Genomic DNA, 25,862 nt, shown 5'->3' on the forward strand with positions numbered 1-25,862 from the left:
CAGGAGTTAATTCTTTTGGCTGGCTTTCATCAAAAGAATGGGTCTGAAACCCCGCCTTTCAAGGCGGCTTTGTGTTGGGATTTTAGCATGGTAGGCATTATCACATTACATAAGCTAGAATGTGGTGCATGGAAAAAGCTTACCGCTACAGATTTTATCCAACACCGGAACAGGAAAATCTCTTGCGCCGCACGTTGGGCTGTGTGCGGTTGGTATACAACAAGGCTCTCCATGAGCGGACCCAAGGGTGGTACAACCGCCAAGAGAGAATTGGGTATGTTCAAACTTCTTCGATGTTGACAGCATGGAAGAAAGAGGAAGAACTCGATTTCTTAAATGAGGTGAGTTGTGTTCCCCTGCAACAGGGGTTACGGCATCTTCAAAAGGCTTTCACTAACTTCTTTGATGGCCGGGCAAAATATCCCAACTTCAAAAAGAAACACCAAGGAGGTAGTGCGGAATTTACCAAGTCGGCGTTCAAGTACCGGGATGGGCAAATCTATCTTGCCAAGTGCCTTGAACCATTGGACATTCATTGGTCAAGACAACTACCCAAAGGATGTAAACCATCTTCAGTGACGGTGCGATTACACCCATCAGGACGTTGGCACATCTCTGTTCGTTTTGATGACCCAACCATCAAACCCTTACCGGTCACAAACAAAGCTGTAGGGATTGATTTGGGAGTAACAAGCTTGATTGCTACCAGTAATGGTGACAAGGTTACCAATCCAAAACAATTTAAGAAGCATCACCGTCGTTTACGGTTGGCTCAAAAACGCCTTGCCCGGAAAGAAAAGGGGTCTAAGAATAGGGAAAAGGCACGACGTAAAGTTGCCAAGATTTATCTTAAGATTAATGACTCCCGTCAAGACTTTCTCCATAAATTGACCACTCAACTGGTGCGTGAAAACCAAACCATCGCCGTTGAGACTTTAGCGGTCAAGAATATGGTCAAAAACCCAAAGTTAGCCCTCTCCATTAGTGATAGTGGCTGGGGGGAGTTTGTGCGTCAATTGGATTACAAGTGTCGTTGGTATGGTAGGAATTTGGTCAAGATTGACCGCTGGTTTCCTTCCTCCAAACGCTGTAGTTCCTGTGGGCATATTGTTGAGAAAATGCCACTCAATGTAAGACATTGGCAATGTCCTGAATGTGGAACTCACCACGACCGGGATACCAATGCTAGTAAAAACATTTTGGCCGCTGGGCTAGCGGTGTCAGTCTGTGGAGCGACCGCAAGACCTGAGCAGAGTAAGTCTGTGAGGGCAGGTGCTATGAAGCAGAAACCTAGACCGTGAGGTCTGGGAATTCCTTTCGTTCACGGAAGGGAGGATGTCAACCCAGCGCCAAATCACAGATTAATACGTGGGGTTTCCCGCTCAGTCAGGCTAAAAATCTCAGACGGTTTTGAGATAATCTAACAAATCCGCCATTTCTTGAGGGTTCGGCTGGAACTGGGGCATGGGGGGCGTTTGACCACTCACCACCTGTCGGACAATGTGTCCCTGGGATTTACGTTGGGCTACTCCCCGCAGACTAGGGCCAATGTAGCCGTCACCTTGAACACCATGGCAGACTGCACAATTGGCTTGGAAAATAGCCCGACCTCTTTCCGCATTTCCTTCAAGGCCCAGCACCTGACTCACGTAGGGGTCAAAGTTTATGAAACTAAACAAAGCCACCACTAGCACCATCAGGGATACAAGGCCAGCCATAATCCACATCCCGGTGGGGGAGGCATTTACCTTGGTAAAGGTCACATTTTTGTCAATTACAGGGGCCATGGGTTGGGGAAGATTGGTCAAGATGGCTAGGGCCATCACTCAGAAACTTAATATATTGTATTGATCCTGGGCCCTCCTGTCTTTGCCTGACCCCAGACTAATTCTGGTTAGACAAGAAAAACTCCCCCAGCATTGGTCCCAGGATTTATCCAGAGTGAGGGGGAGGGTTAATAAAAGTCAGTGTAGGCTTGCCCCAGTCGGTTGAACTGAAAATTTGAGTTGACCGGCCAGGACAAACCAGTTTATAGGGGGGCAACTTGCACTTCCACTGTGGCGATAACTTCGGGGTGCAATTTGATTTGAGCTTGGTAAAAACCAGTTTTGTGGATGTCCGGCAGACTGATGCCCCGGCGGTCTAAGCTTTGGTTAGTAGCGGCTTCCACTGCATCGGCTACTTCCTGGGTGGTAACGGTACCAAAAATAGCTTCCGCTTCCCCTACTTGTTTTTTGATCACAAAGCGACCAATGGTTTCCAGGGCTACTTTGCGGGCTTCGGCGGCATCTTTTTCTGCTTTGAGCCGTTCCAATTCCTTCAGTCGTCGTTGTTCCACCTGGCGCAAAATACCTGGGGTAGCCACCACCCCTAAACCTTTGGGGATGAGATAGTTGCGGGCATAACCGGGGGCCACTTCTACTAAATCGCCACTGAAGCCCAGTTTGTTGATAGTTTCGTTTAAAACGACCTTGACTCGCTTTGCCATAACTGTAATTTTTCCAATATGAAGTTTGTTCAGCTTGTGGAGCAATTCACAAACCTCCATCTTAACCTTTAGGGGCAATCCCAGAAAAGTCGGCGATCGCCAATGATAAGTTATTAAACCCTTGATAGTTAGAAACGGGCAGAAAGGCAAAGTCACTCTGTTACCATGGGGGACGGCCCTCCGCAACCAGATGCCAATGTCTAGTCTGATTTCTCTTTTTCGTCAATATTACCCCCAGGGCAGTTTATGTTGTGACCTGCTTGAAATTGACCGGGGACTATACATCGTCCAAGCTAGCATTACCCTAGACGGAGTTGTGGTGGCCACCGCATTAGCGGCCCAGTCTCCCCTGGAAGCCGCTGAGGATTTAGCAAAAGAAAGGGCGATCGCCAGCCTGGATTTAACCCATACGTCATCAACAGTCCCCCAGTCCACTCAAACAGCAATTGTTGGGGATATTGAAGCGAAGCCATCAACCCCACCTTCCCCCCCGAAAAAAGAGAGCAAATCTCCGAAGCAGAACCATAAAGCCGTTACTCCGACACCGGTAACCCCAGTCCCCACTCCCGTTGTTGAAAAGTCAGCAGAAGCTGAGGCGATCGCCGCCCCTGAGCCAACTTTAACCCCTGCTCCCATTTCCTTTCCCCCTAGTCCAGATCCAGTAATCCCCCTAGAGGAAACTGGCCCACCTCTAGAAGAAAAGACTTTTAACTCGCCGACGGATCTTTCCCCTCTGGAAAGTGAACCCGCAATCGAATTTGCGCCCCAAGCAACGTCTGAGAGCGCCGAATTACCGTTGTCCTTTACCACCGAGGCTGAGCCGAAATTTACCGAGCCGGCCATGGCCAGCGTTGGGGCCACCGACCTACCCGAAGGCCCCATGGATTTTTCGGAAATTATCGCCCGCAGTAATCTAGAGCTAAAACGATTGGGCTGGACCAGCGACCAGGGACGCAATTATCTTCTGCAAACCTACGGTAAACGCTCCCGCCAATTGTTATCCGACGAACAGTTAATCGAGTTCCTTGCTTACCTGGAACAACAACCCGACCCGAATTAGTAGTACTAATCTTGTCTTTGCCCCAGGGTCAATGAAAACTGCGACTCTCCAACCATCCCAAAGAACGGTTTTTTAGAGCTGTTTTTTCGATAAAACCCGGGGACAATCAGGACTAACTTGCCAGAACTTTTTCCGTTTGTGGGGCGATCGCCGTTGGAGTAAGAACCGTTTCCTCTGTCTTTTCCCGTTGTTGACGGCTGAGATAATCCCGCAACTGTTCCCCAATTTCCTGACGAACAATTTCCCGATATTGGAGGAAATGTTCATTATGGGCGCAAAGGGTAATGTAGTGCTCAAACACAGCGGGATTATGGCGGAGAATGCCAAAGGCGTGGTGCCAAAAACGCCATCGGGTATCCCGTTTAACGCCCTGCCGCCAAATAACGATCGCCAAAGCCTTTAAATCGACTAAATCAGGGAGCTTGAAAGCAGTCTTACATTTAGGCGCCCCCAGTTTGAGGAAACAACGGTAATTGCGGTCTAGGTAACCGTGGGGATCGTATAGCTGCCAAAAAGCTTCCACATACTCATTGGCAATGTCCTCCAAGGGCCGGGTGGGAATAAAATTCATCAACGTGGTTTGGTTGATATTGCCTTTACTTTCATCCAGCAGACGATTTTCCCGTTTGAGTCGATGCCATAGGGCTGTGTTGGGTAGAGCTTGGAGCATGGCAAAGGTAGTCGTGGGGATGGCCGTCCGTTCCGCAAAAGTAACAATGCGATCACCAGCCCCCTGCTTTTCTCCATCAAAGCCGATGATAAAGCCCGCCATGGGTCGGAGTCCCGCTTTGATGATTTTATCAACGGAATCAACCAGAGAATTGCGGGTATTTTGGAATTTTTTAGTGAATTCTAGGCTCTCTTCATCGGGGGTTTCAATGCCCAAAAAGACCGCATCAAAATAGCACTCCACCATCAAGTCCATTAATTCCTGATCGTCCGCTAAATCTATGGAAGCTTCAGTGTTGAATCTAAAGGGATATTGGTGCTCTTCCTGCCAAATTTTCAGTTCCCTGAGCAGCAATTTGACATTACGCTTATTGCCGATGAAGTTGTCATCCACCATAAACACCGATCGCCGCCACCCCAACTCATAAAGGTAGTCCAACTCCCGCAGTAATTGGGCCGGATCCTTGGTACGGGGCTTACGGCCGTAGAGGACAATGATGTCGCAAAATTCACACTGGAAAGGACAACCCCGGGAAAATTGCACTGACATGGAGTCATAAGCATCCAATTCCAACAGGTCGTAGCGGGGAATGGGGGTAGTGGTAACATCAGGTTTTTCCTCAGCCCGGATAATGCCTCCGGTTTCCCCCCTAGCCAACGCTTCCACAAACAGGGGCAAGGTAATTTCCCCCTCATCCAAAATTAAAAAGTCTGCCCCGGCATTTTGCACTTCGTCGGGCACCGATGTGGCAAAGGGACCCCCCACCGCCACTAATTTACCGTGGGCCTTAGCCTGCTTAATGTTCTCCACCATGTCATCCCGTTGGACAATCATGCCGGAAATGATTACTACTTCGGCCCAATCCCACTCCGCTTCAGTCACATTGCGGACATTGCGGTCCACCAGCTTAAACTCCCATTGCTGGGGTAGAATGCCTGCCACCGTGATTAACCCCAGGGGCGGCAGGAGAACTTTGCGGCCCACCAGTTCCAGAATTTTCTCGTAGGACCAGAAAGTAGGGGGGAATAACGGATAGATTAATAGGGCGCGCATGGCTTCTATGGCTTCTCGCTAAGGGAAGATTTATGTTAAAAAAAATCTAGAAATTGATTAGGTATGGGGTTAACTTTAGCTAAAGCTAGCACACCCTCGCCAGGAAGTACCCGAAAGCTAGGCCATCGACATAGATAAATCCTATGGTTAACCATGGTTGTTCCCCCGGCGGTTCCCTCCTCCCCCTGGCTATTTTGGGGGCACTATCCTTGGTTTTTTCCCTGCCCTTGGTAGCCCAGGATACGATTGACAGTGACCGTTCCCTTCCCCTGATGAACGACCATCCCTTGGAAGAACGGTTGATTGATGGCATGGATGAGGGCATAAAAAAGAATTACCGGGGGGCGATCACCATTTTTACGGAATTAATTCTGCTGGATCCCAGCTATGCGGACGCGTATTTCAACCGGGGCATTGCCAGGGCCAGAATAGCAGACTACCAAGGGGCGATCGCCGACCATAGCCAGGCCATTGTTTTGAATCCCCAATTTGCCGATGCTTACAAAGCCAGGGGCAAAATTTATTGGCAGTTAGGCGATCAAGAACAGGCCATTGCTGATTTGGAAACGGCCCTTACCCTCTTTTCTGCCCAGGAAAATATGGTTAGCCAGCAACAGACCCAAGAACAATTACAAACATGGCGGGGTAATCCCTAAGCCAAATTAGACTCAACCCAGAGGGATTGAACATATTTGATTAAGTAACCATATTTTTGTGTTGTTATTATTGCCGACGAACCATGAACTTGAATTAAACAAAGTTAAGTTTTATGGCATTTTCTTTCCCTTCCAAATCCCCTTGCTAAGATCACGAGAAAGCTAGGTTTCTGGCCCCACAATGGCTTTTATGGCGAGTACAAGGTAAGTATAATTACTCAACAATGAGACATTTTTGCGACGCTTGGATTGAAGAATGGTGTGAAGCCAACGGTTGGACAGACTTGTTCATGGAGCGGCTCAACTACTATTGGGCTTTTCCCCCTGGGGCCGTGATGCCCGAGCCCATTCCCGGTAAAATTCTCCGAGCCATTAAGCTAGAAAAGGGTCTATGCGAAGAAGAAAAAGCCTGGTTGAGCGCCGCTGTGGCGGTTTCTGCTTTAGCCATTGGTTCGGCTTTTCTGCTCAAAAATCCCATGCCGGTGGTCTTAGCATTCGCGTTTGATGCTGTCACAGCAGGACGTTTGGAAATGGAAGAAATTTGAGAGAATTAATTAGGCCTTACCCATTGTCTGCCCACAAAAACCAATTGGAGCGATTAAGCAATATTTATGGTTGATTCCATTACCCCGGACTCCAATGAAAACCATTACGCTGAGCTGGCCCAACAATGCCAAGTCTTGGCTAGCCAAGTTCAAAGCCTGAGTCAACGGGTGGAAAACTTGGAGGGAAAACTTACCCTGATCCCAGACATTGAGCGCTATGGCAAGTTGCAGGAATGCTTAACTGCGGGGGATTTTAAGACGGCGGATCACGAAACCACCCGCATTATTTTGGAAACCCTCAATCGCAATCGGGATAATCTTACTCCGGAAACTTTGTCTGCTTTACCCTGTACGGTTTTGACGGTGATCGATCGCCTCTGGCGCACCTACAGCGGAGATCGTTTTGGCTTTAGCCGGCAATTGGAAGCCTATCAAAAAGTGGGCGGCACCACCGATACCCTGCGTACCCAGGACCGTAAAGTTATGGGGGCCTTTGCCCAGGAAGTGGGTTGGATGACAGAAGGAAAAGTTCGTTTTGATGAGTATGACCAATGGGATTTTTCCCTCAATGCTCCGGTGGGCAGTTTCCCAGCCATTTGGTGGAAGTCTCCCTATGGCTTAAAAATGGTGACTTTTTTCTTTATCCGTTTGTTTGAATGTAACGGCTAGGCCGGGGACCTAGCTACAGTTTTTTAACGCCTCGATGTCAGCGGCGGCAATTTTTTCGAGGTTGCGGCTAATCTTGCCAATGTCCCAATGCCACCAAGCAATGGTTAACAAAGCTTGGACTACTTCGTCTTCAAAACGTTGACGGATAAGACGGGCAGGATTTCCCCCGACAATGGTGTAGGGGGCCACATGGTTAGTGACAACGGCCTTGGCAGCAATAATGGCTCCATCTCCCACCTGTACCCCCGGCATAATTATCGCTTCGTAGCCAATCCACACATCATTGCCAATAACGGTATCCCCCTTGTGGGAAGGTTCTTCTTCTGATGCCATCCTTTGCCAGCCATTGCCGAAAATGGAGAAGGGATAGGTGGAAATCCCATCCATGGCATGGTTCGCTCCATTCATAATGAACTTTACGCCCCGGGCAAAGGCGCAAAACTTACCAATGATCAGGCGATCGCCAATGAAAGGAAAATGATACAAAACGTTGCGCTCAAAGTTTTCTGAATCCTCTGGGTCATCGTAATAGGTGTAGTCACCAATGATGATATTGGGGTTAGAAACCGTATTTTTAATAAAACAAATCTGGGGAAATCCCTCCATGGGATGTTTATTTTGTGGGTCTGGCCCGTACATTATTTTTGACTCCCAAGAGCTCTGCAATATTGACTATTTTTCCATTGCCTAGGAAATTAAACTCCCATTTGGGCCAAATCAGCTAAGGTTTCCTGGGCCGCCCCTTCATCCACAATGCCAATGGCAAAGCCCACATGGACAATGACATAATCTCCCACCCGCACTTCGGGCACGTAGGCAAGGCTAATGGTTTTTACAATGCCCCCAAAACTAACTTTTCCCGCCAATAAAAGGGGATCGTCATTGGGAATTAGGCTGATAACTTGGCCGGGCAAAGCTAAACACATGGCAGGGGAAGGGTGAGGAAGAAAAAGCGGATAAAGATATTATTAAGAAAATATGCTAAGTCAGCCCAAGATTGATCTAGTTTATCCCCTAACCCAACAGCACAGTTTCCACTTGGGTAATCAACTGATGGGTGACCGGCAAACTATCAATTACCATCCCCAAACAGAGCAACATCAAATAAAAGATGGAAAATTTAAACAATCCTCTGGCCAAATCCCGATCGCCTGGGGCCTGCTTCAGTTGCCAAGCTTTTGCTAAAAATTGTCCCCCCAAAATAATGGCGATCGCCAGATAAAGAAGGCCTAATTGATGCAGGGGATAGACCAGCAATAAACTGAAGGGCACCACCAGCAACGAGTAATACCAAATTTGGGTAACGGTTTTTTCTTCCCCTGCAATGACGGGTAACATGGGCACATTCACCTGGGCATAATCATCCTTAATCATCAAAGCCAGGGCCCAAAAGTGGGGCGGAGTCCACAAAAAAATCAACGCAAACAGAACCCAGGGAGTCCAGGTTAAATCCCCTGTCACTGCGGCCCAACCCACCAAGGGAGGAATAGAACCGGCAGCTCCACCAATAACGATATTTTGGGTTGTATGTCTTTTCAGCCAATGGGTGTAGATCAGCATGTAGAACACAATGCCGGACAGGGCCAGACAGCCACTGAGCACATTAACAAAGGTGGCAAAAAGGGTGAAGGAGAGAACACCGAGGACTAGGGCAAAAATTAGTGCGTGGCGGGGTTGCACTTTGCCAGCGGGAATGGGTCGGGCCCTGGTGCGGAGCATTTCATAGTCAATATCTTGATCGTAGATGCAGTTCAGGGTTTGGGCCGAAGCGGCGGCTAGGGTGCCTCCCAGTAGGGTAACGAATAATTTCAACAGATCCACCCGCCCTTCCGAAGCAATCCACATGGAAGCAGCGGTGGTAATGAGCAGCAGGGGAATAATTCTCGGTTTGGTTAACTGGTAATAACTTTTGCACACCGCCCCCATGGAATCGTGTTGGCGATGAATTTTTGTCGAAGTAACCATAGAGAATCAAGAGAAAGGATAAGCAGAGAGAAGGCGCAAAATTTTCTTGAATTTTAAGCGAGTCTTCCCAAACTAAACAAAAAATGGCAATTAAATTGGCCCTAAAGCCAGAAAATTCCCTCCCAGGGCAGATTTTTGGCTCAAACTACCATTGGGGCCGTGGGTCGATGATCCCGCACTGCCAAAACGGCGATCGCCAACAGGGTAGCCCAAAGACAGATTCCCATTGTATGGTGGGCCACAGTTAGGGGCTCAATTTGTAAATGAAGTTTCAGGGTAGCAACCCCCAGCAAAATTTGTCCCCCCAACAAGGCCATGGCTCCATTACCCAACTGGCGCAAAAAGGGATTCAGAGCTGGGGTTCGGCGGGTACACCAAAAAGTCAGTCCCACCCCCAACGCCGTGGGTAAAACCCCCAACAGATGACTGTGCAAGACTTGGCAAAATTGGGTGCCGGCGATCGCCAAACATTGATGGGCCGCCCACTGGGAACCCACTAACCCCCCCAGCAAACATTGCAGATAAATGATGGTGGTGCTAGCCAGGGCCACCGTTCTTAACTTGCCCGCCGTTTGATTACTCTGGTAGGGCATTAGACACAGGGCAATGATCAGTAAAGAACCTAAAAATGCCATGGCAGTGCCTAAATGGGCTGTGACGATATCAAAGCGGAGCAACTCAATCACCGTTAACCCCCCTAGTAGTCCTTGCACTAGGATTAGCGCCAAAGAGCCAAGGGCCGCCCAGGGCAACCAACTCGGCAGAACTCGACGGAACCACCAGCTCAAACCCACCAAAACCAGCGTGCTAAAACCAATTAGGGCCGCATCAAGACGGTGGAACCATTCCAAAAACACTTGTAAATTCATCTGTTGACTGGGAATCCACTGGCCATAGCAGAGGGGCCAATCAGGACAAGCTAGCCCGGCATTCATTACCCTGGTGGCACTACCCACCGCCATTAACAGCACCGTGGCAATGGCAATTTTCCAGACCAAGCGGCGAATCCAAACCTGGATCTGGACCGAAGGATAGGGTTGATTCTGGGAAGGAATGGCATTGGGGAAAATAGACTCAGCCATAATGTTTGATTAGCAACCTCAGCAATGGGGGCAGGAAAAAAACCCCAGTCACCGTCAGATTCTAACCAACACTCCCCCCACGGGAAAGAAAATTTGGCTACAGCATTGGGATTCTTTAGATTTACTTCAGATTTATTTTCTTCGAGTTTTCACCTAGGGGGCGTCATTAGTCCACGATCTGCCCCTGCTGGAAGAATATCAATATACTTGGTAGGGTAGATTTTTTGGTGTTGAATGCCAATCCATTGCCCAAAGATCCATGGAGTTTGATCCTGATTCCCTCGTTTTTAACGCTAGGTATGACCTATTTCAGCTTTTGGTCAATCATTTTAACGTTATTGCCTGCTTGTATCCCCGTTTATTCGCCGTATCGGTGGCTCGGATTTCTGCCCAGAGGAAAAACAAAAAGAAAGTAAAAATTTTTACTCTGCAAACGGAAGCCCTAGCTTACTTTGATCAGCAACTGGAGCCGGTGGTGGTGATTATTTGCCAACGGTTAGAGGATGGTTCGGGCCTGGATTTACTCAAACAGTTAAAAGCCCACGCCCGATCGCCGCAGTGTTTGTTGCTATTGCTCAATGACCATCCGGTAATTGTGGAAGAGGCCCAACAGTTGGGGGCGGATGCTATTTTTCTTGAGTCTAGCTTGGGCAATGGGGAAATTAATTTGGCAGTGGAATCTTTGCTTCAGGGCAAGACCTACATTGATAGTCGCTTAAAGGCGATCGCCAACTATAAAAAATCCCTCAAGGATGAGTTAACCCAACGGGAAGTGGCGGTTTTACGGTTAGTGGCAGAGGGCAAAACCAACGGCGAAATCGGCCAAGAATTACATTTAGCCACCTCTACGGTGCGGGAATATGTCCAGACCATTATGCGGAAACTCAATGCTAGGGACAGAACTTCAGCGGCGATCGCCGGGCTACGGGAAGGCTATTTAATTTAGGGCATTAAGCTTGTAGATTAACCTCTGGGCTTTACCAATCCAACACGGCTTTTTCTGGTCCCTGTTCCCTTTTTCTTTTGGCATCCTTTTCAAACCAGGCAATGATCATTTCCGGTGTGAGGTTGGCGATCGCCTGTTGCTCCTCTGCGGCAATGGTTTGTAAAAGTCGGAAGGAAGAAATGGTTAGGCGGGTGAGAAACTTTTCCGACTGACTGAGCATGGCCCCATCAACGGCGTGGGACTCGGCGGGGGTGAGGAATTGTTGTCCGGCTTCCATGGCAATAGATGGTTATTGAATTGAAAATGGCATCAGAGACTAGGCAAAACCTGGATAATTTTTTCCGCCACTGCCTGCACTGTTGCGGTCTCCATTTCCGGCCAGATGGGCAAGCTCAACACTTCCTCCGCCAGGCGATCGCTGATGGGATTGGGGGCATATTGACCCCGGTACACGGGCAATTGATCCTGGGGCACAGGGTAATAAATCATGGTGCTGATGCCAATGGCCTGCATGGCTTTGGCCAAGGAGTCCCTTTTGCCCTCTAAAATCCGCAGGGTGTATTGGTGAAAAACATGGCCTGCGGTGATGGTGGGGGTAATGATGCCGTCAACGCCTTGGAAAAGCTCGTTATAGGTTTGGGCAACCCGGCGACGACCCTCGCTCCACTCTTTTAAATGGGCAAGTTTGACATTTAAAATGGCGGCCTGTAGTGCGTCAAGGCGGGAATTGTAGCCCAACATTTCATTTTGATAGCGCTGTCTGGAACCATGCACCCTCAAACAACGGGCCAGGTCGGCGATCTGCGGATTATTAGTGGTGATTAAACCGCCATCGCCATAGGCTCCCAGATTTTTGGTGGGAAAAAAGGAAAAAGCTCCCACATCCCCCATCGCTCCGGTATATTGACCCACTAAAGATTGTTTAACTTGGTCATAGCATTCTTTTTCACAACCCAGACAATCGCCGGCATAGATAGCCCCAAAGGACTGGGCACAATCTTCAATAATTTTTAGCCCATGGTCATCGGCAATGGTTTTAATGTGGGCCATGGCCGCCGGTTGACCAAACAAATGCACGGGCATAATGGCTTTGGTGCGGGGGGTAATGACCGCCTTAATTTTGTCCGGGTCGAGGTTGAAATCGGCGATCGCCACATCGACAAAAACTGGCTTGGCCCCCACGTTGCTAATGGATTCCGCCGTGGCAAAAAAGGAAAAGGGTGTAGTAATTACCTCATCCCCTGGGCCAATACCCAAAGCCCTCAGGCCAATCATCAAAGCGTCGGTGCCGGAATTGACCCCAATGGCATATTTCACCCCTAAATAATCGGCGGCGGCCTGCTCAAAATTTTCGACGGTTTTACCCAAAATGAATTGTCCCGATTCCAAGACACCATTTACTGCCTGTTGAATTTCGGCTTTGATCATCTGGTACTGGGGCTTGAGATCAAGGATGGGAATGTTCATCGAGCTGGTCAATTGGTTAAATTAGGGGGAAAACGACAACTTGGGGCAGGAAACATGTCCATCAAATTCTAGGGCATGGCCGCCCCCAAATTGAACAGATTCCCAACACCCCTGGCGAATGGAATGGGGCTCAACTCACCCCACTCCTCAGACCCGTTTGCACCCGCCAGAGTTTGGCGTAAATACCTTGTCTTGCCAGCAGGCTGTCGTGGTTGCCCATTTCTTCGACCATGCCGTTCTCCAGCACATAAATTTGATCCGCATAGCGCACAGTGGAAAGACGATGGGCAATGGTAATGGTAGTACGATTTTTAGTGATTTTTTCCAGAGAGCGAACGATGGCCGCCTCCGTTTCATTGTCCACCGCGGAAGTGGCCTCATCCAAAATGAGGATGGGAGAGTTTTTTAAAATGGCCCTGGCGATCGCCAACCGTTGCCGTTGACCACCGGAAAGTTTTTGCCCCCGTTCACCGATTATGGTGTCGTAACCCTGGGGCAATTGGCGAATGAATTCCTCCGCCTCTGCTAAATTGGCCGCCCGTTCAATTTGGGTCAAAGTGGCATCAGCACTGCCGTAGGCAATATTTTCGCGCACTGTGCCGTGGAATAAAAACACGTCCTGACTGACCAAACCGATACTGCGCCGTAAATCCCCCAGGAAATATTTTCTTAGATCTACCCCGTCAAGCAAAATGTCGCCGCTGTCCCATTCGTAGAGTCGCAGTAATAGTTTGACCAGAGTGCTTTTCCCCGAACCCGTTGCCCCCACAATGCCAATGGTCTGCCCCGCCGGAACTTTCAACGAAACATCCTTCAACACCGCCGGACGATGGGGATAGGCAAAGCTAATATTCTGGAAAATCAATTCTCCCTGTACTTGACTCGGATGAAGACTTAATTCCCCCGGATGGGCCTGGATGGGGGTGGCCAACAATTTCATCACCCGCTGGGTGGAAGCCATGGCCCTTTGATATAGATCCAAAGTTTTTCCCAAACCCGTTAGGGGCCAGAGTAATCGTTGGGTCAAAAAGACCAGCATACTGTAACTACCCACCGCCAAATTGCCCCGCACCGCATCCAAACCGCCGAAGTAGAGGATGGTGGAAAAGCCGACAAAAATAATCACCCGAATCAAAGGCACAAAGGCCGCACTCAAGGCGATCGCCCGTTGATTACTGTCCCGGTAGGCATCGCTATCTTGCCGCAGTCGTTCCACCTCCTCCGTTTCCGTAGCAAAACTTTTAATAGTCATAATGCCACTGAGGTTATTGGACAAACGGCTGTTCAAATTACTAACCTTTTCCCGCACCAGGGCGTAACGGGAAGTGAGCAGAGACTGAAAGTAAATGGAACCCAACAGCACAAAGGGCATGGGTACCACCGCCATCCAGGCAATGTCCGGGGTAATGACAAAAAATGCCCCTCCAATCACCACTACAGTGGTCAGCACCTGCAAAATTTCGTTGGCCCCCACATCCAAAAACCGCTCCAACTGGTTGATGTCATCGTTGAGAATGGCCATTAGCCGCCCCGTACTCCTTTCCTCAAAATAGGCCAGGTCTAGCTGTTGCAAATGGGCATAGGCATCCAAACGCAGGTCGTGTTGAATGTCCTGGGCTAGGTTACGCCAAAGCCGCTCATAGGCATACTCAAAAATTGACTCCAGGGCCCAAATAACCGCCGAAACCACCGTCAGCGCCAGCAGTTGGCTTTCCACCGCCACAATGCCCCAACGGGCGAGGAAAGAATCCTGCTGTTTGATCACCACATCCACCGCCAAACCAATCAGGGCCGGGGGAGCTAGGTCAAAAATTTTATTCAGTAGGGAGCAGGTTACCGCCCAGTAAATTTTGCCACGGTGGACCCGACTATAATTTAAAAGGCTGACGAGGGGAGCAATGGGTTTGGTCACAGGATTAGCAAGGACGGGAAAACGTTAATTTTAAGCCGGGGCACCATTTGATACGGTACAACCCAATTCCTTATCTTTGGCCAAAAATTGTCAGTTTCAGCGAGGGAATTTCGGCAAACCATCCTCAAACCTTAAAAAGGAGTTTCGGGACTTTCCCCATCATCGATCGCCCTAGTGCCTCCACCGCCGGTAGTACCAGGTAAGCCCTGACGGGAAGGGGGAGGAAATTGGATCTGACGAGGCTGGACGGGGGATCTGGGCACCCCCATGGGGGGGGTATCCGCTGGAGGATCTTCGTAGCGCAAAAAGTATGTGGCGGGAAATTTATACATCTCCCCTGAGGCACAGGTTTCCGTCCGCAACGTAGCCACCGCTTCGGCCATGCCCTCTAGGTTGAGGCTATATTCCTGGACAGTGGTGCTTCCTTGATGGGCTTTGACCGTTAACTGCTGGGCTTGGAGTAATTCCGTAAAGATTTCTCCGCTGATGACCACGCCAAAAGTTGATTTCTCTCCGACTGACAAAAGCAAGGGGGGTTTTGCTTCTCCGTAACTCAATTGGAGTTCAACGCTGTCAAATTCCCCTGGGATAAACAAAATCAGTTGGTCTTTACTTAGCTGATGGGAATAGTCTTGATAAATGCCCACGCAACTAACGGTGTTATCAATGGGATCAACGATGGGCCGGACAATCCAATTAATTTCTGCCATTGCCTGACCAGCTTGTCCCAGCAGTAGAGTGAAAGCCAACAAGGAATAAACACCACGGAGTTTCATAAATTTGCAAAACCTCTAACGCGAAAATTGCCCGTGTTGGAAATACGCTGATTGGTATAAGGCCAAAGGAAAACGTTAAAAGTCTTTCCGCCGATTTGTCCCCGATATTTAAAAGTGTCTTTTTCGTAGAGACTCACCACTGCATTAAGTTGGTTGGCTAAATTCAGGCATTGCCTAAAGGTGGGAGAGCTATAACATTGCACATCAATCTGGTTACAACCGTAGCGGGGCAAGAGGTTCCTTTGGAAAGGTTGAATGGAGCAAAAAATAAACTTGCGATACTGGTTGGCTAAACGCTCAAAATCCCTGGCGGAATAGTTGGCAAAGAAGTGGTCATCCACCTGTAAACCATCGGTGTGACGGGCTTCGTTGATAATTTGCTCGATGGTGAGGGAGCGGTGTTGGGGAGACTGAATCCAGGCTATGGGAATGAGGTTATGGTTGCGGGCTTGCTGGCTAACTTGTTCTTGTACCTCGTCGGTTACACTCCGAAAATCCAAAAAAACTAAGCGATAGCCCTGGCTTTGAATGTCCTTCATCACCTGATCCAGGGCATTCTGGGAAGCGTAGAAACGGATTTGGGGTTGGGATAACCAAGTCCCGTTGGGCACCCCGGCCAGGGCCATACTGGGGCAAAGTGCGAGGGCACCGATGAGTAGTGTTTGCAGAATTTTTAACATTTGGCGGAGAGGAGGGCGACGGGCGGCAACTTGGGGGCCAAGGGGCAAAAAAGCGACTGATTGTGGTCAATATTAAGCTAGTTAGCTGAAATTTAATCGGTTTTGCTGTTCTTAAGTCCGGCCATAGTAAACTGTTTGGCGATCGCCGCTTGACCGGGGGAATGGTATCTCTCGCCCACTATTAAAGTTAAAATAGGGTTTTCTGTGGATTAACCACGGACGATTTTCCCGTCGATTACATAGAGAGAGTTAATGGTAACCACCCCCACCGCTGCCCCCCGTAAACCGTCCAAGGTAGAAGGCATCAAGGAAAGAAGCAATTATTTACGGGAACCTCTGGCCACCGAACTGTTGAATGATGCTAACTATTTTACGGACGATGCTGTCCAAATTTTGAAATTCCACGGTTCCTACCAGCAGGACAATCGGGACAATCGGGTTAAGGGGCAAGAAAAGGATTATCAGTTTATGCTCCGCACCCGCAATCCGGGGGGATTCATTCCGGCCCAACTCTACACCGCCCTGGATGATCTGTCCAAAACCCACGGTAACCAAACTCTCCGGGTGACCACCAGGCAAGGTTTGCAAATCCATGGCATTGTCAAAAAAGATCTGAAAATGGCGATCGCCACGGTGGTGAATAATTTGGGTTCTACCCTAGGGGCCTGTGGGGACATTAACCGCAACGTGATGGCTCCGGCGGCTCCTTTTCGGGATAAACCAGAATATGGCTATGCCTGGGACTATGCCAATAAGGTGGCGGACTTGCTCAGTCCCCAGAGTGGTGCCTATTACGAAATTTGGCTCGATGGGGAAAAAGTTATTAGTGCGGAGGAAGCCCCGGAAGTTAAAGCAGCCCGGCAAAAAGCCCTCAATGGAACTAACCTGGATGACCCCAAGGAACCCATTTACGGCCAACAGTTCATGCCCCGCAAATTCAAAATTAGCGTCACTGTGCCGGGGGACAATTCCATCGACGTTTATACCCACGACATTAGTTTGGTGGTGATCACCGATCGCCATGGGGAGCTACGGGGTTTTAATGTATTGGCCGGTGGTGGTTTAGGCCGGACCCACAATAAGGAAGAAACCTTTGCCCGGGCCGCTGACCCCATTGGTTACGTGGGGAAAGATGATGTTTACGATCTGGTCAAAGCCATTGTGGCCACCCAACGGGATTACGGCGATCGCCATAACCGCCGCCATGCTCGGATGAAATATCTGTTGGCGGACTGGGGAGTAGAAAAATTCCGCAAACAGGTGGAAAAGTATTTAGGCAAACCGTTCCAATCCTTTAAGCCCCTGCCGGCCTGGCGTTACCAAGATTACCTCGGTTGGCACGAACAGGGGGACGGCAAACTCTTTTTCGGTCTGTCGGTGGAAAATGGCCGCATCAAAGATGAAGGGGATTTCCAGCTTAAAACCGCCCTACGCAAAGTGGTGGACCAGTTCCAGTTGCCCCTGCGCCTCACCGCCAACCACAATATCCTGCTCTACGACATCAATGCCCAGGATAAAGCGGCGATCGAGCAAATTTTTCAACAGCATGGTGTAGTCACTGACCCGGAGGCGATCGACACCCTGGTACGCTACTCCATGGCTTGCCCCGCCCTGCCCACCTGTGGCCTAGCGGTCACCGAGTCGGAGAGAATTATGCCCAGCGTCAATGCCCGTCTACGGGATCTGTTGAATAGCCTGGATTTACCTAACGAGAGCATTGTCACCCGGATGACCGGTTGCCCCAACGGTTGTGCCCGGCCCTACATGGCGGAAATTGGTTTTGTCGGTAGTGCCCCTAACACCTACCAAGTATGGCTGGCGGGGAGTCCCCACCAGGAACGTTTGGCCGAAGCCTACACGGAAAAAATGCCCCTGGAACAGCTAGAAAGCTTTTTTGAACCCCTATTTGTCTTCTTCAAACAGAATCGCAAAGCGAAGGAAAGTTTTGGGGACTTTTGCCATCGGGTGGGCTTCACCGCCCTACGGGAATTTAGCCAGGGTTACACGGTGCCGGCCAAGGGTAATAAAAACCGCAAAAACCAACGCCGAGTTAGTCTGTCCGATGAAATGTATGCCCAGCTTAAGGCCCGGTCTGAGCGGGATAATTGCCCCATGAACCAAATCGTTCAGGAGGCCCTCACCGCCTACCTGGGCAAATAATACCTTTGTTTATTTATTCCACCATTGTAATAACCGATTAAGAAGATGGATTTTGCCGCCGGTTTACCCATTTTCATTGTCACCCTGCGGGAAGCCCTGGAGGCATCCTTGGTGGTGGGCATTGTTTTAGCTTGTCTCGCCCAGGCCCGCCAACTGCAACTCAAAGGCTGGGTGTACCGGGGCATTAGTGCTGGCGTGGTAGCTAGTGTGCTAGTCGGTTGCCTCCTCGCAGGGGTATTGCAGGGAGTTGAACGGTTACCGGGGCCCTACACCCCCATTTTAAAAGCCCTTTTGGCAGCTCTGTTGGGGGCGATCGCCGTCGGGATGCTGAGCTGGATGTTGCTCTGGATGACCACCCAAGCCCGTTCTCTGCGGGGGGAAATCCAAGGACAGATTGACCAAGCGGTGGAACAGGAAGGGGGAGGCAAAGCCATTGCCATTGTGGTGTTCATTGCGGTGGTGCGGGAAGGCTTTGAAATGGTGCTATTCCTAGCGGCCCAACAAAATATGGCCAATCCGGCGGCGATCGGGGCGGCCCTGGCGGGCATTGCCACAGCGGTGGGGATAGCCCTCTTAATTTTCCGCCTTGGGGTCAAACTTAATCTGAGGCTTTTTTTCCAGGTGATGGGTACCCTGTTGCTGATTATTATCGGGGGACTGGTGATTGGGGTGCTAAAAAACCTTGATTTGGCCGTCAGTATGATGGGTCTGGCTAATCTGGGCCTAGATTACCTGTGCTTTGTTCCCGGCGATTCCTGCCTCCTGGGGCCCCAGTTGTGGAATTTGGCCCCCTGGTTACCGGATAATCAATTTCCCGGCCTTGTGCTTAAAACCCTCGCCGGTTACAGAGATCACCTTTACCTACTCCAGGCGATCGCCTATGGCATTTTTTTAAGCGTCATTGGTGGTCTTTATTTCCGGGGTTTAGCTGGCCAGAAAGATTCTTCCACTGCCATGGCTCAAAAGTCCTAGTCAACCCGCCACGGGACCAGAAAGTATGAATTACTACGGCCCGACAATGGGGGACGAAGCTTTTCCTTCAACCAATCCAACAATGACCACCGTTGATCGCCTTTTGCAACTGCGCCAACAACTCCAAAAAGCTAGCTACGCCTACTATGTGTTGGATGCTCCCACCATGGAGGATAGCGTTTATGACCAACTCTACCGGGAACTACAAAGGCTAGAAGCGGAAAATCCTGAGCTAATCACCCCCGATAGTCCTACCCAACGGGTGGGGGAACAGCCCGCCGGTCAATTCCAGTCCGTTGCCCATCATATTCCCCTCTACAGCCTCGAAAATGCCTTTAACGTGGGGGAACTACGGCAATGGCAAGAACGGTGGCAACGGATTACCCCAGAAATTGAAGCAGTGGAATATGTCTGTGAACTAAAAATTGATGGTTCGGCGATCGCCTTGACCTACGAAAACGGTCTGCTGGTGCGGGGTGTCACCAGGGGAGATGGTACCACCGGGGAAGAAATTAGCCAGAATATCAAAACCATTCGTTCCATTCCCCTAAAGTTAAATCTAGATAACCCCCCCCCCAGGGTGGAAGTGCGGGGAGAAGTCTTTTTACCTTTGCAGGAATTTGATCGCATTAATCGGCAAAGGGAAACCGAGGGAGAAAGTTTATTTGCCAATCCCCGCAATGCGGCCGCTGGTACTCTCCGGCAGTTGGACCCCAGAATAGTCCACCAAAGACGGCTACAATTCTTTGCTTATACTCTCCATTTACCGGGACAAGGAGAACAAATCCAGAGTCAATGGCAAGCGTTGGCATATCTAAAAGAAGCCGGTTTTCTGGTCAATCCCCATTGTCAGCTTTGCATCAATTTGGATGGGGTAGTGGAATATTTTCAAGATTGGGAAGGGGCCCGCCAACGTTTGCCCTATATGACCGATGGGGTGGTGGTGAAAATCAATGATTACCGATTGCAAAACGAGTTAGGCTTCACCCAAAAATTTCCCCGCTGGGCGATCGCCTTAAAATATCCCGCCGAAGAGGCCCCCACAGTGGTTAAAGCCATTGAAGTTAATGTGGGGCGCACCGGAGCTGTAACCCCTTTAGCGGTGATGGAACCAGTACATTTAGCAGGGACAACGGTGCAAAGGGCAACGTTACACAATCAAGACCGCATCCAGGAATTAGACATTCGGGTGGGGGACACGGTGATTATCCGCAAAGCGGGGGAAATTATTCCCGAAGTGGTACGGGTTCTAGGGGAATTGCGCCCCGCAAATACTAATCCCTACGTTTTTCCCAGTCATTGTCCTGCCTGTGGCTCACCATTGGTAAAACCGTTGGAAGAAGCGGTAACCCGTTGTGTGAACAGCTCCTGCCCCGCCATTCTACAGGGAAGTTTAATCCATTGGGCTAGTCGCAATGCATTGGATATTCAAGGGCTAGGGGAAAAGGTCGTCATTGCTCTGTTGGAAAATCGCTTGATCAACTCCGTTGCCGATTTATATCGTTTAGAGGTGGAGCAGTTATTAAACCTGGAACGCTTTGCCCAAAAGTCTGCAGAAAAATTAATTAGCGCTATTCAAACCAGCAAAACCCAACCCTGGAGTCGTATTTTATTCGGTCTGGGCATTCGCCATGTGGGACAAGTTAATGCCAAATCCCTTGCCAGACAATTTCCCACAGTGGAAAGGTTAGGCCAGGCTAGTTTTGCCGACTTAGAGGGGGTTTATGGCATCGGGCCAGAAATTGCCGAAGCCGTGGTGAACTGGTTCCGTAACCCCAGTAATCAAAAATTGGTGGCGGATTTACAGGAGTTGGGTTTGCAACTGGCGGACCATGGAGTGGACCAAAACCCAATGGAAACCAAACAATTAGCAGGGAAAACCTTTGTGTTGACGGGAACTTTGCCTAATCTAAGTCGCTTGGAAGCTCAGCAATTAATTGAACAAGCGGGCGGGAAAGTAACCAGTGCTGTGAGTGCCAAAACCGACTATGTTCTGTTAGGAGAAAAACCCGGTAGTAAGGCAACCAAAGCGGAAAATTTGGGTATCAGATTACTATCGGAGGCGGAATTTTTAGAAATCCTAGGGAATTAAGTATTCGCAAACTATCATGCCTGGTCAAGATTAAATCCAGACTAGGTTATGCCGATTAACTTCTTACCACGGCAGAAGGGGATTGGGCGGAGTTAACCCCAAATGTTCGTAGGCGGCGGTGGTGGCAATGCGGCCCCGGCTAGTGCGGGCCAGGTAACCGATTTGTAGCAGATAGGGTTCGTACACTTCCTCAATGGTTTTCGCATCTTCCCCCGTGGCGGCGGCGATCGCCTCTAGACCTGTAGGGCCACCCTGGAATTGTTCAATTAAAGTTTGTAAAACTAAGCGGTCTGTCCAATCCAAACCCCGTTTATCTACTTGGTATAAATCCAATGCCTCCGAAGCCAAGGTCGGAGTAATTTCCAGTTGTTGTTTTACCTGGGCGTAATCCCGCACTCTTTTGAGTAAACGGTTAGCAATACGGGGGGTGCCCCTGGCCCGCATGGCGATCGCCTTAGCCCCTTCCGGGGAGATGGGGACATTCAATAAACCAGCGGTGCGGAGAATAATTTGTTGCAACTCATCTAATTCATAAAATCTTAATCTTTGAATTAAGCCAAACCGATCGCGTAGCGGAGAAGTGAGGGAACCAACCTTGGTGGTGGCCCCCACTAGGGTAAACCGGGCCAAATTTAAACTACGGACTTTGGCACTTTGCCCTTTGCCCATGGTGATGTCTAAACGAAAATCCTCCATGGCAGGGTAAAGCAATTCCTCCGTGAGGCGATTTAAACGGTGAATTTCATCGATAAACAAAATATCTCCCGGTTGCAGTGCTAGCAGTAGTCCCGTAATGTCCCTAGGCCGTTCCAACGCCGGAGCCGCAGTGATTTTGCAACGCACCTGCATTTCCTCCGCCAAAATTAACGCTAGGGTGGTTTTACCCAACCCCGGCGGACCGTACAACAGTAGATGGTCGATCGGCTCTTGCCTACCCTGGGCGGCCTGAATGGCAATGCGTAACACTTGTTTGAGATCCCGTTGGCCAATGTAATCCGTCAACCTTTGGGGCCGCAGGGATGCCTCTTGCTGGTCCAACTCTGGACTGAGACTGCATTCCTGGGGGATAACTTCCGGGGAAAGAAGGTCGGACTTAACGTTGGGAGAAAGATTATTGTTACCAGAACGTTTAATGGCCATGGCGCAGGGAAAAGCAAAGGCTCAGCTCGAGTCAGTTTTAGTCAGTATCCCCCCATCCTACATTGGCGATCGCCGTCCGGTTGTTCGGAACATCCAAGCAAAAAAGCCTCCGGCCCTCGATAATCCGCTAACCTGAAATTAGGTACTTCTCCCCCCATTTACCCAGGGCTTTAAAGCATTCAGGGGTTGATTTTTTAAGGTTATGCAAACAACCAGTGACGTTCTCATTATTGGCGGTGGCATCATCGGTTTGGCGATCGCCGTTGAACTGAAATTAAAACAGAGACAGTTACGGGTCACAGTGCTGAGTCGGGACTTTGCCCAGGCGTCTAGCCACGCGGCGGCGGGGATGTTAGCCCCCCATGCGGAACAAATTGCCCCAGGCCCCATGTTGGAACTTTGTTTAGCCTCCCGCTGGCGCTATGGGGAATGGGTAGAAAAATTAGAACAGTTAACGGGGATGGAAACGGGTTATAACCCCTGCGGCATCCTGTCCCCTGTGTTTGAAGCACCCCATGGCAATGGTTCTAGTGTCAGTGGTAGTCCTTGGTTAGACGGGGAAACTATCCGCTATTACCAACCGGGCCTGGGGGAAGAGATAATCGGCGGTTGGTGGCACCCCGATGACGGTCAGGTGGATAACCGTAAATTAGTTAGTGCCCTCAGGCAAGCCGCCCAATCCCTGGGGGTACGCATCCAAGAAGGGGTCACTGTCCAGGCGATCGCCCAACGCCATAGCCAGGTAACGGCACTGTTGACGGATCAGGGGTCTTTCCAAGCGGATAGGTATGTGTTAGCCAATGGTTCCTGGGCCAAGGAGTTATTGCCCCTGCCGATATTCCCGGTAAAAGGACAAATGCTGGCCCTGCGGATGCCAGCGGGAACTCATCAGCCCTATCCCCTGCAACGGGTACTTTTTGGTCCCCAAACCTACCTGGTGCCCCGGCGGGATGGCCGTTTAATTGTGGGGGCTACCTCCGAGCAGGTGGACTGGGAGCCCCATAATACGCCCCAGGGCATTCAAACTCTGTTAAGTCGGGCTATTCGACTTTTTCCCGCCCTGGCCCATTGGCCCATTGAAGATTTTTGGTGGGGATTTCGCCCCGGCACCCCCGATGAAAAGCCTTTTTTGGGCTATGGCCCCTGTGATAATCTCATTTTGGCGATCGGGCATTACCGCAACGGCATTTTACTCGCCCCCATCACCGCCGCTTTGATCAGCGATTTAATCCTTGACCAGAACGTTTCCCCCCTCATCAAAGTCTTTAATTCCCAACGTTTACTCACCCCTAACCCCCCCGCTTTACCCTGTCGCCCTATGACTGCCGTGTTTACCTCCGTTACCAACCATTCTTTGCCCCACGCTTCCGACAAGTTAGAGGAGAGTAAGGATCTGCTGGAAATTGCCGGCCGTAAATTCCACTCCCGTTTAATGACCGGCACTGGTAAATATCCTTCTCTAACTACCATGCAGGACAGCGTAGCTAGTAGTGGTTGTCAGATTGTGACAGTGGCAGTGCGGCGGGTGCAAACCAATGCCCCAGGCCATGAGGGATTAGCGGAAGCCATTGACTGGTCTACCATTTGGATGTTACCCAATACCGCCGGTTGTCAGACTGCGGAGGAAGCCATTCGAGTGGCCCGTTTGGGGCGGGAAATGGCCAAACTATTGGGGCAGGAAGACAATAATTTCATTAAATTGGAAGTAATTCCCGATAGCCAATACCTGTTACCCGACCCCATTGGCACCCTAGAAGCGGCGGAACAGTTGGTCAAAGAAGGTTTTGCCGTACTGCCCTACATTAACGCTGACCCCCTACTGGCTAAACGCCTAGAAGAAGTGGGCTGTGCTACGGTGATGCCCCTCGGTTCCCCCATCGGTTCCGGTCAAGGTATTCGTAACGCTGCCAACATTGCCATCATCATTGAAAATTCCAAAGTTCCCGTGGTGGTGGATGCCGGTATTGGCACTCCTAGTGAAGCGGCCCAGGCCATGGAAATGGGGGCTGATGCGGTGTTGATCAACAGTGCGATCGCCATGGCGGCGGATCCGGTAATGATGGCTAAGGCCATGGCCATGGCAACCCAAGCGGGTCGGTTGGCCTATTTATCGGGGAGGATGCCCATTAAAGCGAAGGCCAATGCTAGTTCTCCCCTCACTGGGCTGGTCAGCTAATTTCTCAATTGCCCTTACCCTTCCTCTGGGGTGGAAAAAACCGTTTCACCTATGGCCAACAATGGCGATCGCCAATGGGTGGGCCCCTGGTTTTGCGCTACCTTGGGGAATGGCGTTAATGCCAGAACTTTTTGCAAATTTCCCACTTTTCCATGACCGTTCCTGCCCCCCACCAGAAAGCCAAAGGTCTTAAACCCGGTAGTGCGCGCCCCGCGAAAGAACTCTGTAGCGATTGTGGCCTCTGCGACACTTACTACATCCACTACGTCAAAGAAGCCTGCGCTTTCATCAACCAGCAATTTGACCACCTGGAGGAACAAACCCATGGCCGCCATCGGGATCTAGGCAAAGAAGATGAGGTGTACTTTGGGGTGCACGAAAAGATGTTCACCGCCCAAAAAAAAGAACCCATCCCCGGCGCTCAATGGACGGGCATTGTCAGCACCATTGGCTGTGAAATGTTAAATAAAGGCCTGGTGGAAGGGGTGGTATGTGTGCAAAATACCCCGGAGGATCGTTTTCAGCCCCAGGTGGTGATCGCCAGAACTCCGGCGGAAGTACTAGCGGCTAAGGTCAATAAACCCACGTTATCCCCCAATTTGTCGGTGCTGGAGGAAGTGGAAAAGTCCGGCATGAAAAGGCTCTTGGTTATCGGTGTCGGTTGCCAAATCCAAGCTCTGCGGGCGGTGGAAAAACAATTAGGCTTAGAAAAACTCTATGTGCTGGGCACCCCCTGTGTGGATAACGTGTCCCGGGCGGGACTACAGAAATTTTTAGAAACCACCAGCAAATCCCCCGATACAGTGGTGTATTACGAATTTATGCAGGATTTTCGGGTGCATTTCAAGCACGAAGATGGTTCGACGGAATTAGTGCCGTTCTTTGGCTTAAAAACTAATCAGTTAAAGGAAGTTTTTGCCCCTTCCTGCATGAGTTGTTTCGATTACGTCAATGGCTTAGCGGATCTTGTGGTCGGTTATATGGGCGCTCCCTTCGGTTGGCAATGGTTAGTGGTACGCAATCAAACAGGGCAGGAAATGTTAGACCTGGTGCAGGATCAATTACATATCGGCCAAGTAAGTTCCACTGGCGATCGCCATCAGGCGGTGCAACAGGGCATCACAGCCTACGATAAAGCAGTGACATTGCCCATGTGGGTGGCAAAAATAATGGGTTTAGTGATTGATAAGATTGGTCCCACAGGTCTGGAATATGCCCGCTTTTCCATTGATTCCCACTTCACCCGCAATTACCTATACGTTAAACGGAACCATCCGGAAAAGTTAACGGATCACGTGCCTCCCTTTGCGAAAAAAATTGTTGAGCAGTATAAACTCCCTCAGCAATAAATAC

The 25,862-nt window shown here is 50.0% G+C and carries 26 protein-coding genes and 1 pseudogene; 13 read left to right on the top strand and 14 right to left on the bottom strand.

Going from position 1 to position 25,862, the window contains the following annotated elements:
* The first annotated feature begins 128 nt into the window (after nt 1-128).
* Nucleotides 129-1,301: an RNA-guided endonuclease TnpB family protein gene (locus D082_RS07745; protein WP_038530496.1), complete on the top strand. Its 1,173-nt coding sequence runs from the start codon at nt 129-131 to the stop codon at nt 1,299-1,301.
* A gap of 99 nt (nt 1,302-1,400) precedes the next feature.
* Here the strand turns inward: D082_RS07745 and D082_RS07750 are convergent, their stop codons facing one another.
* Together D082_RS07750 and rplI are read right to left on the bottom strand one after the other, a co-directional pair.
* Complete coding sequence (locus D082_RS07750) at nt 1,401-1,823, bottom strand: cytochrome c (RefSeq protein WP_238546888.1); 423 nt, start codon at nt 1,821-1,823, stop codon at nt 1,401-1,403.
* A 206-nt stretch (nt 1,824-2,029) separates the two neighbouring features.
* A complete protein-coding gene (gene rplI / locus D082_RS07755; RefSeq protein ID WP_028948213.1) occupies nt 2,030-2,488 on the bottom strand; it encodes a 50S ribosomal protein L9 in 459 nt (152 codons plus the stop codon).
* A gap of 190 nt (nt 2,489-2,678) precedes the next feature.
* Here rplI and D082_RS07760 point away from each other — a divergent pair, with 190 nt between their 5' ends.
* Nucleotides 2,679-3,548 carry a hypothetical protein gene (locus D082_RS07760; protein WP_028948212.1) on the top strand — a complete coding sequence of 290 codons (870 nt, stop codon included), beginning with the start codon at nt 2,679-2,681 and terminating at the stop codon, nt 3,546-3,548.
* Between the two features lie 112 nt (nt 3,549-3,660).
* Here D082_RS07760 and D082_RS07765 read toward each other — a convergent pair whose 3' ends face one another.
* Complete coding sequence (locus D082_RS07765; protein ID WP_028948211.1) at nt 3,661-5,271, bottom strand: B12-binding domain-containing radical SAM protein; 1,611 nt, start codon at nt 5,269-5,271, stop codon at nt 3,661-3,663.
* A gap of 143 nt (nt 5,272-5,414) precedes the next feature.
* On the opposite strand from D082_RS07765, the gene D082_RS07770 reads away from it, so the two are divergent.
* The 3 genes from D082_RS07770 to D082_RS07780 all read left to right on the top strand — a co-directional run bounded on the left by D082_RS07770 (nt 5,415) and on the right by D082_RS07780 (nt 7,141).
* On the top strand, nt 5,415-5,927 hold the full coding sequence (locus D082_RS07770) for a tetratricopeptide repeat protein (protein ID WP_028948210.1): 513 nt from the start codon (nt 5,415-5,417) through the stop codon (nt 5,925-5,927).
* Between the two features lie 224 nt (nt 5,928-6,151).
* Nucleotides 6,152-6,472, top strand: a complete 321-nt coding sequence (locus D082_RS07775) for a hypothetical protein (protein ID WP_028948209.1) — start codon at nt 6,152-6,154, stop codon at nt 6,470-6,472.
* A gap of 66 nt (nt 6,473-6,538) precedes the next feature.
* Entirely contained in the window at nt 6,539-7,141 is a 603-nt protein-coding gene (locus tag D082_RS07780) for a GUN4 domain-containing protein (protein ID WP_028948208.1), read from the top strand.
* A gap of 9 nt (nt 7,142-7,150) precedes the next feature.
* On the opposite strand, the gene D082_RS07785 is transcribed toward D082_RS07780, so the two are convergent.
* The 4 genes from D082_RS07785 to D082_RS07800 all read right to left on the bottom strand — a co-directional run bounded on the left by D082_RS07785 (nt 7,151) and on the right by D082_RS07800 (nt 10,188).
* Nucleotides 7,151-7,780, bottom strand: coding sequence for a Vat family streptogramin A O-acetyltransferase (locus tag D082_RS07785; protein WP_028948207.1), 630 nt, complete (start codon nt 7,778-7,780; stop codon nt 7,151-7,153).
* 56 nt (nt 7,781-7,836) lie between these two features.
* Entirely contained in the window at nt 7,837-8,067 is a 231-nt protein-coding gene (locus D082_RS07790; protein ID WP_028948206.1) for a HypC/HybG/HupF family hydrogenase formation chaperone, read from the bottom strand.
* An 88-nt stretch (nt 8,068-8,155) separates the two neighbouring features.
* On the bottom strand, nt 8,156-9,106 hold the full coding sequence (locus tag D082_RS07795; RefSeq protein ID WP_028948205.1) for a heme o synthase: 951 nt from the start codon (nt 9,104-9,106) through the stop codon (nt 8,156-8,158).
* A gap of 140 nt (nt 9,107-9,246) precedes the next feature.
* Entirely contained in the window at nt 9,247-10,188 is a 942-nt protein-coding gene (locus tag D082_RS07800) for a heme A synthase (RefSeq protein ID WP_028948204.1), read from the bottom strand.
* Nucleotides 10,189-10,447: 259 nt separating this feature from the next.
* Here D082_RS07800 and D082_RS07805 point away from each other — a divergent pair, with 259 nt between their 5' ends.
* Complete coding sequence (locus D082_RS07805) at nt 10,448-11,134, top strand: response regulator transcription factor (RefSeq protein WP_028948203.1); 687 nt, start codon at nt 10,448-10,450, stop codon at nt 11,132-11,134.
* 31 nt (nt 11,135-11,165) lie between these two features.
* On the opposite strand, the gene D082_RS07810 is transcribed toward D082_RS07805, so the two are convergent.
* The 5 genes from D082_RS07810 to D082_RS07830 all read right to left on the bottom strand — a co-directional run bounded on the left by D082_RS07810 (nt 11,166) and on the right by D082_RS07830 (nt 16,017).
* Nucleotides 11,166-11,417: a hypothetical protein gene (locus D082_RS07810; RefSeq protein ID WP_028948202.1), complete on the bottom strand. Its 252-nt coding sequence runs from the start codon at nt 11,415-11,417 to the stop codon at nt 11,166-11,168.
* Between the two features lie 26 nt (nt 11,418-11,443).
* Nucleotides 11,444-12,601, bottom strand: a complete 1,158-nt coding sequence (locus D082_RS07815; RefSeq protein WP_028948201.1) for a DegT/DnrJ/EryC1/StrS aminotransferase family protein — start codon at nt 12,599-12,601, stop codon at nt 11,444-11,446.
* Nucleotides 12,602-12,731: 130 nt separating this feature from the next.
* Entirely contained in the window at nt 12,732-14,513 is a 1,782-nt protein-coding gene (locus tag D082_RS07820) for an ABC transporter ATP-binding protein (protein ID WP_028948200.1), read from the bottom strand.
* A gap of 131 nt (nt 14,514-14,644) precedes the next feature.
* Complete coding sequence (locus D082_RS07825) at nt 14,645-15,289, bottom strand: hypothetical protein (protein WP_028948199.1); 645 nt, start codon at nt 15,287-15,289, stop codon at nt 14,645-14,647.
* The gene (locus D082_RS07830) at nt 15,286-16,017 is read right to left on the bottom strand and encodes a hypothetical protein (RefSeq protein ID WP_238546889.1); all 732 of its coding nucleotides are present in this window, start codon (nt 16,015-16,017) and stop codon (nt 15,286-15,288) included. Before D082_RS07830 ends, D082_RS07825 begins: the two co-directional genes overlap by 4 nt.
* A gap of 204 nt (nt 16,018-16,221) precedes the next feature.
* Here D082_RS07830 and sir point away from each other — a divergent pair, with 204 nt between their 5' ends.
* The 3 genes from sir to ligA all read left to right on the top strand — a co-directional run bounded on the left by sir (nt 16,222) and on the right by ligA (nt 21,193).
* The gene (gene sir / locus D082_RS07835; RefSeq protein WP_028948197.1) at nt 16,222-18,129 is read left to right on the top strand and encodes a sulfite reductase, ferredoxin dependent; all 1,908 of its coding nucleotides are present in this window, start codon (nt 16,222-16,224) and stop codon (nt 18,127-18,129) included.
* Between the two features lie 45 nt (nt 18,130-18,174).
* Nucleotides 18,175-19,101, top strand: coding sequence for an EfeU/Ftr1 family ferrous iron transporter subunit (locus D082_RS07840; RefSeq protein ID WP_028948196.1), 927 nt, complete (start codon nt 18,175-18,177; stop codon nt 19,099-19,101).
* 82 nt (nt 19,102-19,183) lie between these two features.
* Nucleotides 19,184-21,193 carry an NAD-dependent DNA ligase LigA gene (ligA, locus tag D082_RS07845; RefSeq protein WP_028948195.1) on the top strand — a complete coding sequence of 670 codons (2,010 nt, stop codon included), beginning with the start codon at nt 19,184-19,186 and terminating at the stop codon, nt 21,191-21,193.
* Nucleotides 21,194-21,256: 63 nt separating this feature from the next.
* Here the strand turns inward: ligA and ruvB are convergent, their stop codons facing one another.
* Entirely contained in the window at nt 21,257-22,333 is a 1,077-nt protein-coding gene (ruvB, locus tag D082_RS07850; protein ID WP_028948194.1) for a Holliday junction branch migration DNA helicase RuvB, read from the bottom strand.
* Here ruvB and D082_RS18550 point away from each other — a divergent pair.
* The 3 genes and pseudogenes from D082_RS18550 to D082_RS19020 all read left to right on the top strand — a co-directional run bounded on the left by D082_RS18550 (nt 22,332) and on the right by D082_RS19020 (nt 24,509).
* On the top strand, nt 22,332-22,469 hold the full coding sequence (locus D082_RS18550) for a hypothetical protein (protein ID WP_158506501.1): 138 nt from the start codon (nt 22,332-22,334) through the stop codon (nt 22,467-22,469). The genes ruvB and D082_RS18550 overlap by 2 nt on opposite strands.
* Before the next feature lie 66 nt (nt 22,470-22,535).
* Nucleotides 22,536-23,561: pseudogene (gene thiO, locus D082_RS19015) on the top strand (glycine oxidase ThiO); the annotation flags it as partial.
* Between the two features lie 90 nt (nt 23,562-23,651).
* Nucleotides 23,652-24,509, top strand: a complete 858-nt coding sequence (locus D082_RS19020) for a thiazole synthase (protein ID WP_304413397.1) — start codon at nt 23,652-23,654, stop codon at nt 24,507-24,509.
* A 14-nt stretch (nt 24,510-24,523) separates the two neighbouring features.
* Here D082_RS19020 and D082_RS19310 read toward each other — a convergent pair whose 3' ends face one another.
* Nucleotides 24,524-24,646 (bottom strand): hypothetical protein, encoded by a 123-nt coding sequence (locus D082_RS19310; RefSeq protein WP_255356942.1) that lies wholly within the window; start codon nt 24,644-24,646, stop codon nt 24,524-24,526.
* Between the two features lie 15 nt (nt 24,647-24,661).
* Between D082_RS19310 and D082_RS07860 the strand changes: the two genes are divergently transcribed.
* Nucleotides 24,662-25,858, top strand: a complete 1,197-nt coding sequence (locus tag D082_RS07860) for a Coenzyme F420 hydrogenase/dehydrogenase, beta subunit C-terminal domain (protein WP_028948192.1) — start codon at nt 24,662-24,664, stop codon at nt 25,856-25,858.
* Nucleotides 25,859-25,862: the final 4 nt, after the last annotated feature.

This window comes from Synechocystis sp. PCC 6714 (assembly GCF_000478825.2).
Classification (GTDB): domain Bacteria; phylum Cyanobacteriota; class Cyanobacteriia; order Cyanobacteriales; family Microcystaceae; genus Synechocystis.

Coding starts and splice junctions, on each gene's coding strand:
- D082_RS07795 (WP_028948205.1), bottom strand. CDS start 9,106: ATGGTTACTTCGACAAAAATTCATCGCCAACACGATTCCATGGGGGCG.
- ligA (WP_028948195.1), top strand. CDS start 19,184: ATGACCACCGTTGATCGCCTTTTGCAACTGCGCCAACAACTCCAAAAA.
- D082_RS07775 (WP_028948209.1), top strand. CDS start 6,152: ATGAGACATTTTTGCGACGCTTGGATTGAAGAATGGTGTGAAGCCAAC.
- D082_RS07825 (WP_028948199.1), bottom strand. CDS start 15,289: ATGAAACTCCGTGGTGTTTATTCCTTGTTGGCTTTCACTCTACTGCTG.
- D082_RS07770 (WP_028948210.1), top strand. CDS start 5,415: ATGGTTAACCATGGTTGTTCCCCCGGCGGTTCCCTCCTCCCCCTGGCT.
- D082_RS07840 (WP_028948196.1), top strand. CDS start 18,175: ATGGATTTTGCCGCCGGTTTACCCATTTTCATTGTCACCCTGCGGGAA.
- D082_RS07860 (WP_028948192.1), top strand. CDS start 24,662: ATGACCGTTCCTGCCCCCCACCAGAAAGCCAAAGGTCTTAAACCCGGT.
- D082_RS18550 (WP_158506501.1), top strand. CDS start 22,332: ATGGCGCAGGGAAAAGCAAAGGCTCAGCTCGAGTCAGTTTTAGTCAGT.
- D082_RS07785 (WP_028948207.1), bottom strand. CDS start 7,780: ATGTACGGGCCAGACCCACAAAATAAACATCCCATGGAGGGATTTCCC.
- sir (WP_028948197.1), top strand. CDS start 16,222: ATGGTAACCACCCCCACCGCTGCCCCCCGTAAACCGTCCAAGGTAGAA.
- rplI (WP_028948213.1), bottom strand. CDS start 2,488: ATGGCAAAGCGAGTCAAGGTCGTTTTAAACGAAACTATCAACAAACTG.
- D082_RS07780 (WP_028948208.1), top strand. CDS start 6,539: ATGGTTGATTCCATTACCCCGGACTCCAATGAAAACCATTACGCTGAG.
- D082_RS07815 (WP_028948201.1), bottom strand. CDS start 12,601: ATGAACATTCCCATCCTTGATCTCAAGCCCCAGTACCAGATGATCAAA.
- D082_RS07790 (WP_028948206.1), bottom strand. CDS start 8,067: ATGTGTTTAGCTTTGCCCGGCCAAGTTATCAGCCTAATTCCCAATGAC.
- D082_RS07750 (WP_238546888.1), bottom strand. CDS start 1,823: ATGGCCCTAGCCATCTTGACCAATCTTCCCCAACCCATGGCCCCTGTA.
- D082_RS19020 (WP_304413397.1), top strand. CDS start 23,652: ATGACTGCCGTGTTTACCTCCGTTACCAACCATTCTTTGCCCCACGCT.
- D082_RS07745 (WP_038530496.1), top strand. CDS start 129: ATGGAAAAAGCTTACCGCTACAGATTTTATCCAACACCGGAACAGGAA.
- ruvB (WP_028948194.1), bottom strand. CDS start 22,333: ATGGCCATTAAACGTTCTGGTAACAATAATCTTTCTCCCAACGTTAAG.
- D082_RS07805 (WP_028948203.1), top strand. CDS start 10,448: ATGGAGTTTGATCCTGATTCCCTCGTTTTTAACGCTAGGTATGACCTA.
- D082_RS07765 (WP_028948211.1), bottom strand. CDS start 5,271: ATGCGCGCCCTATTAATCTATCCGTTATTCCCCCCTACTTTCTGGTCC.
- D082_RS07760 (WP_028948212.1), top strand. CDS start 2,679: ATGCCAATGTCTAGTCTGATTTCTCTTTTTCGTCAATATTACCCCCAG.
- D082_RS07800 (WP_028948204.1), bottom strand. CDS start 10,188: ATGGCTGAGTCTATTTTCCCCAATGCCATTCCTTCCCAGAATCAACCC.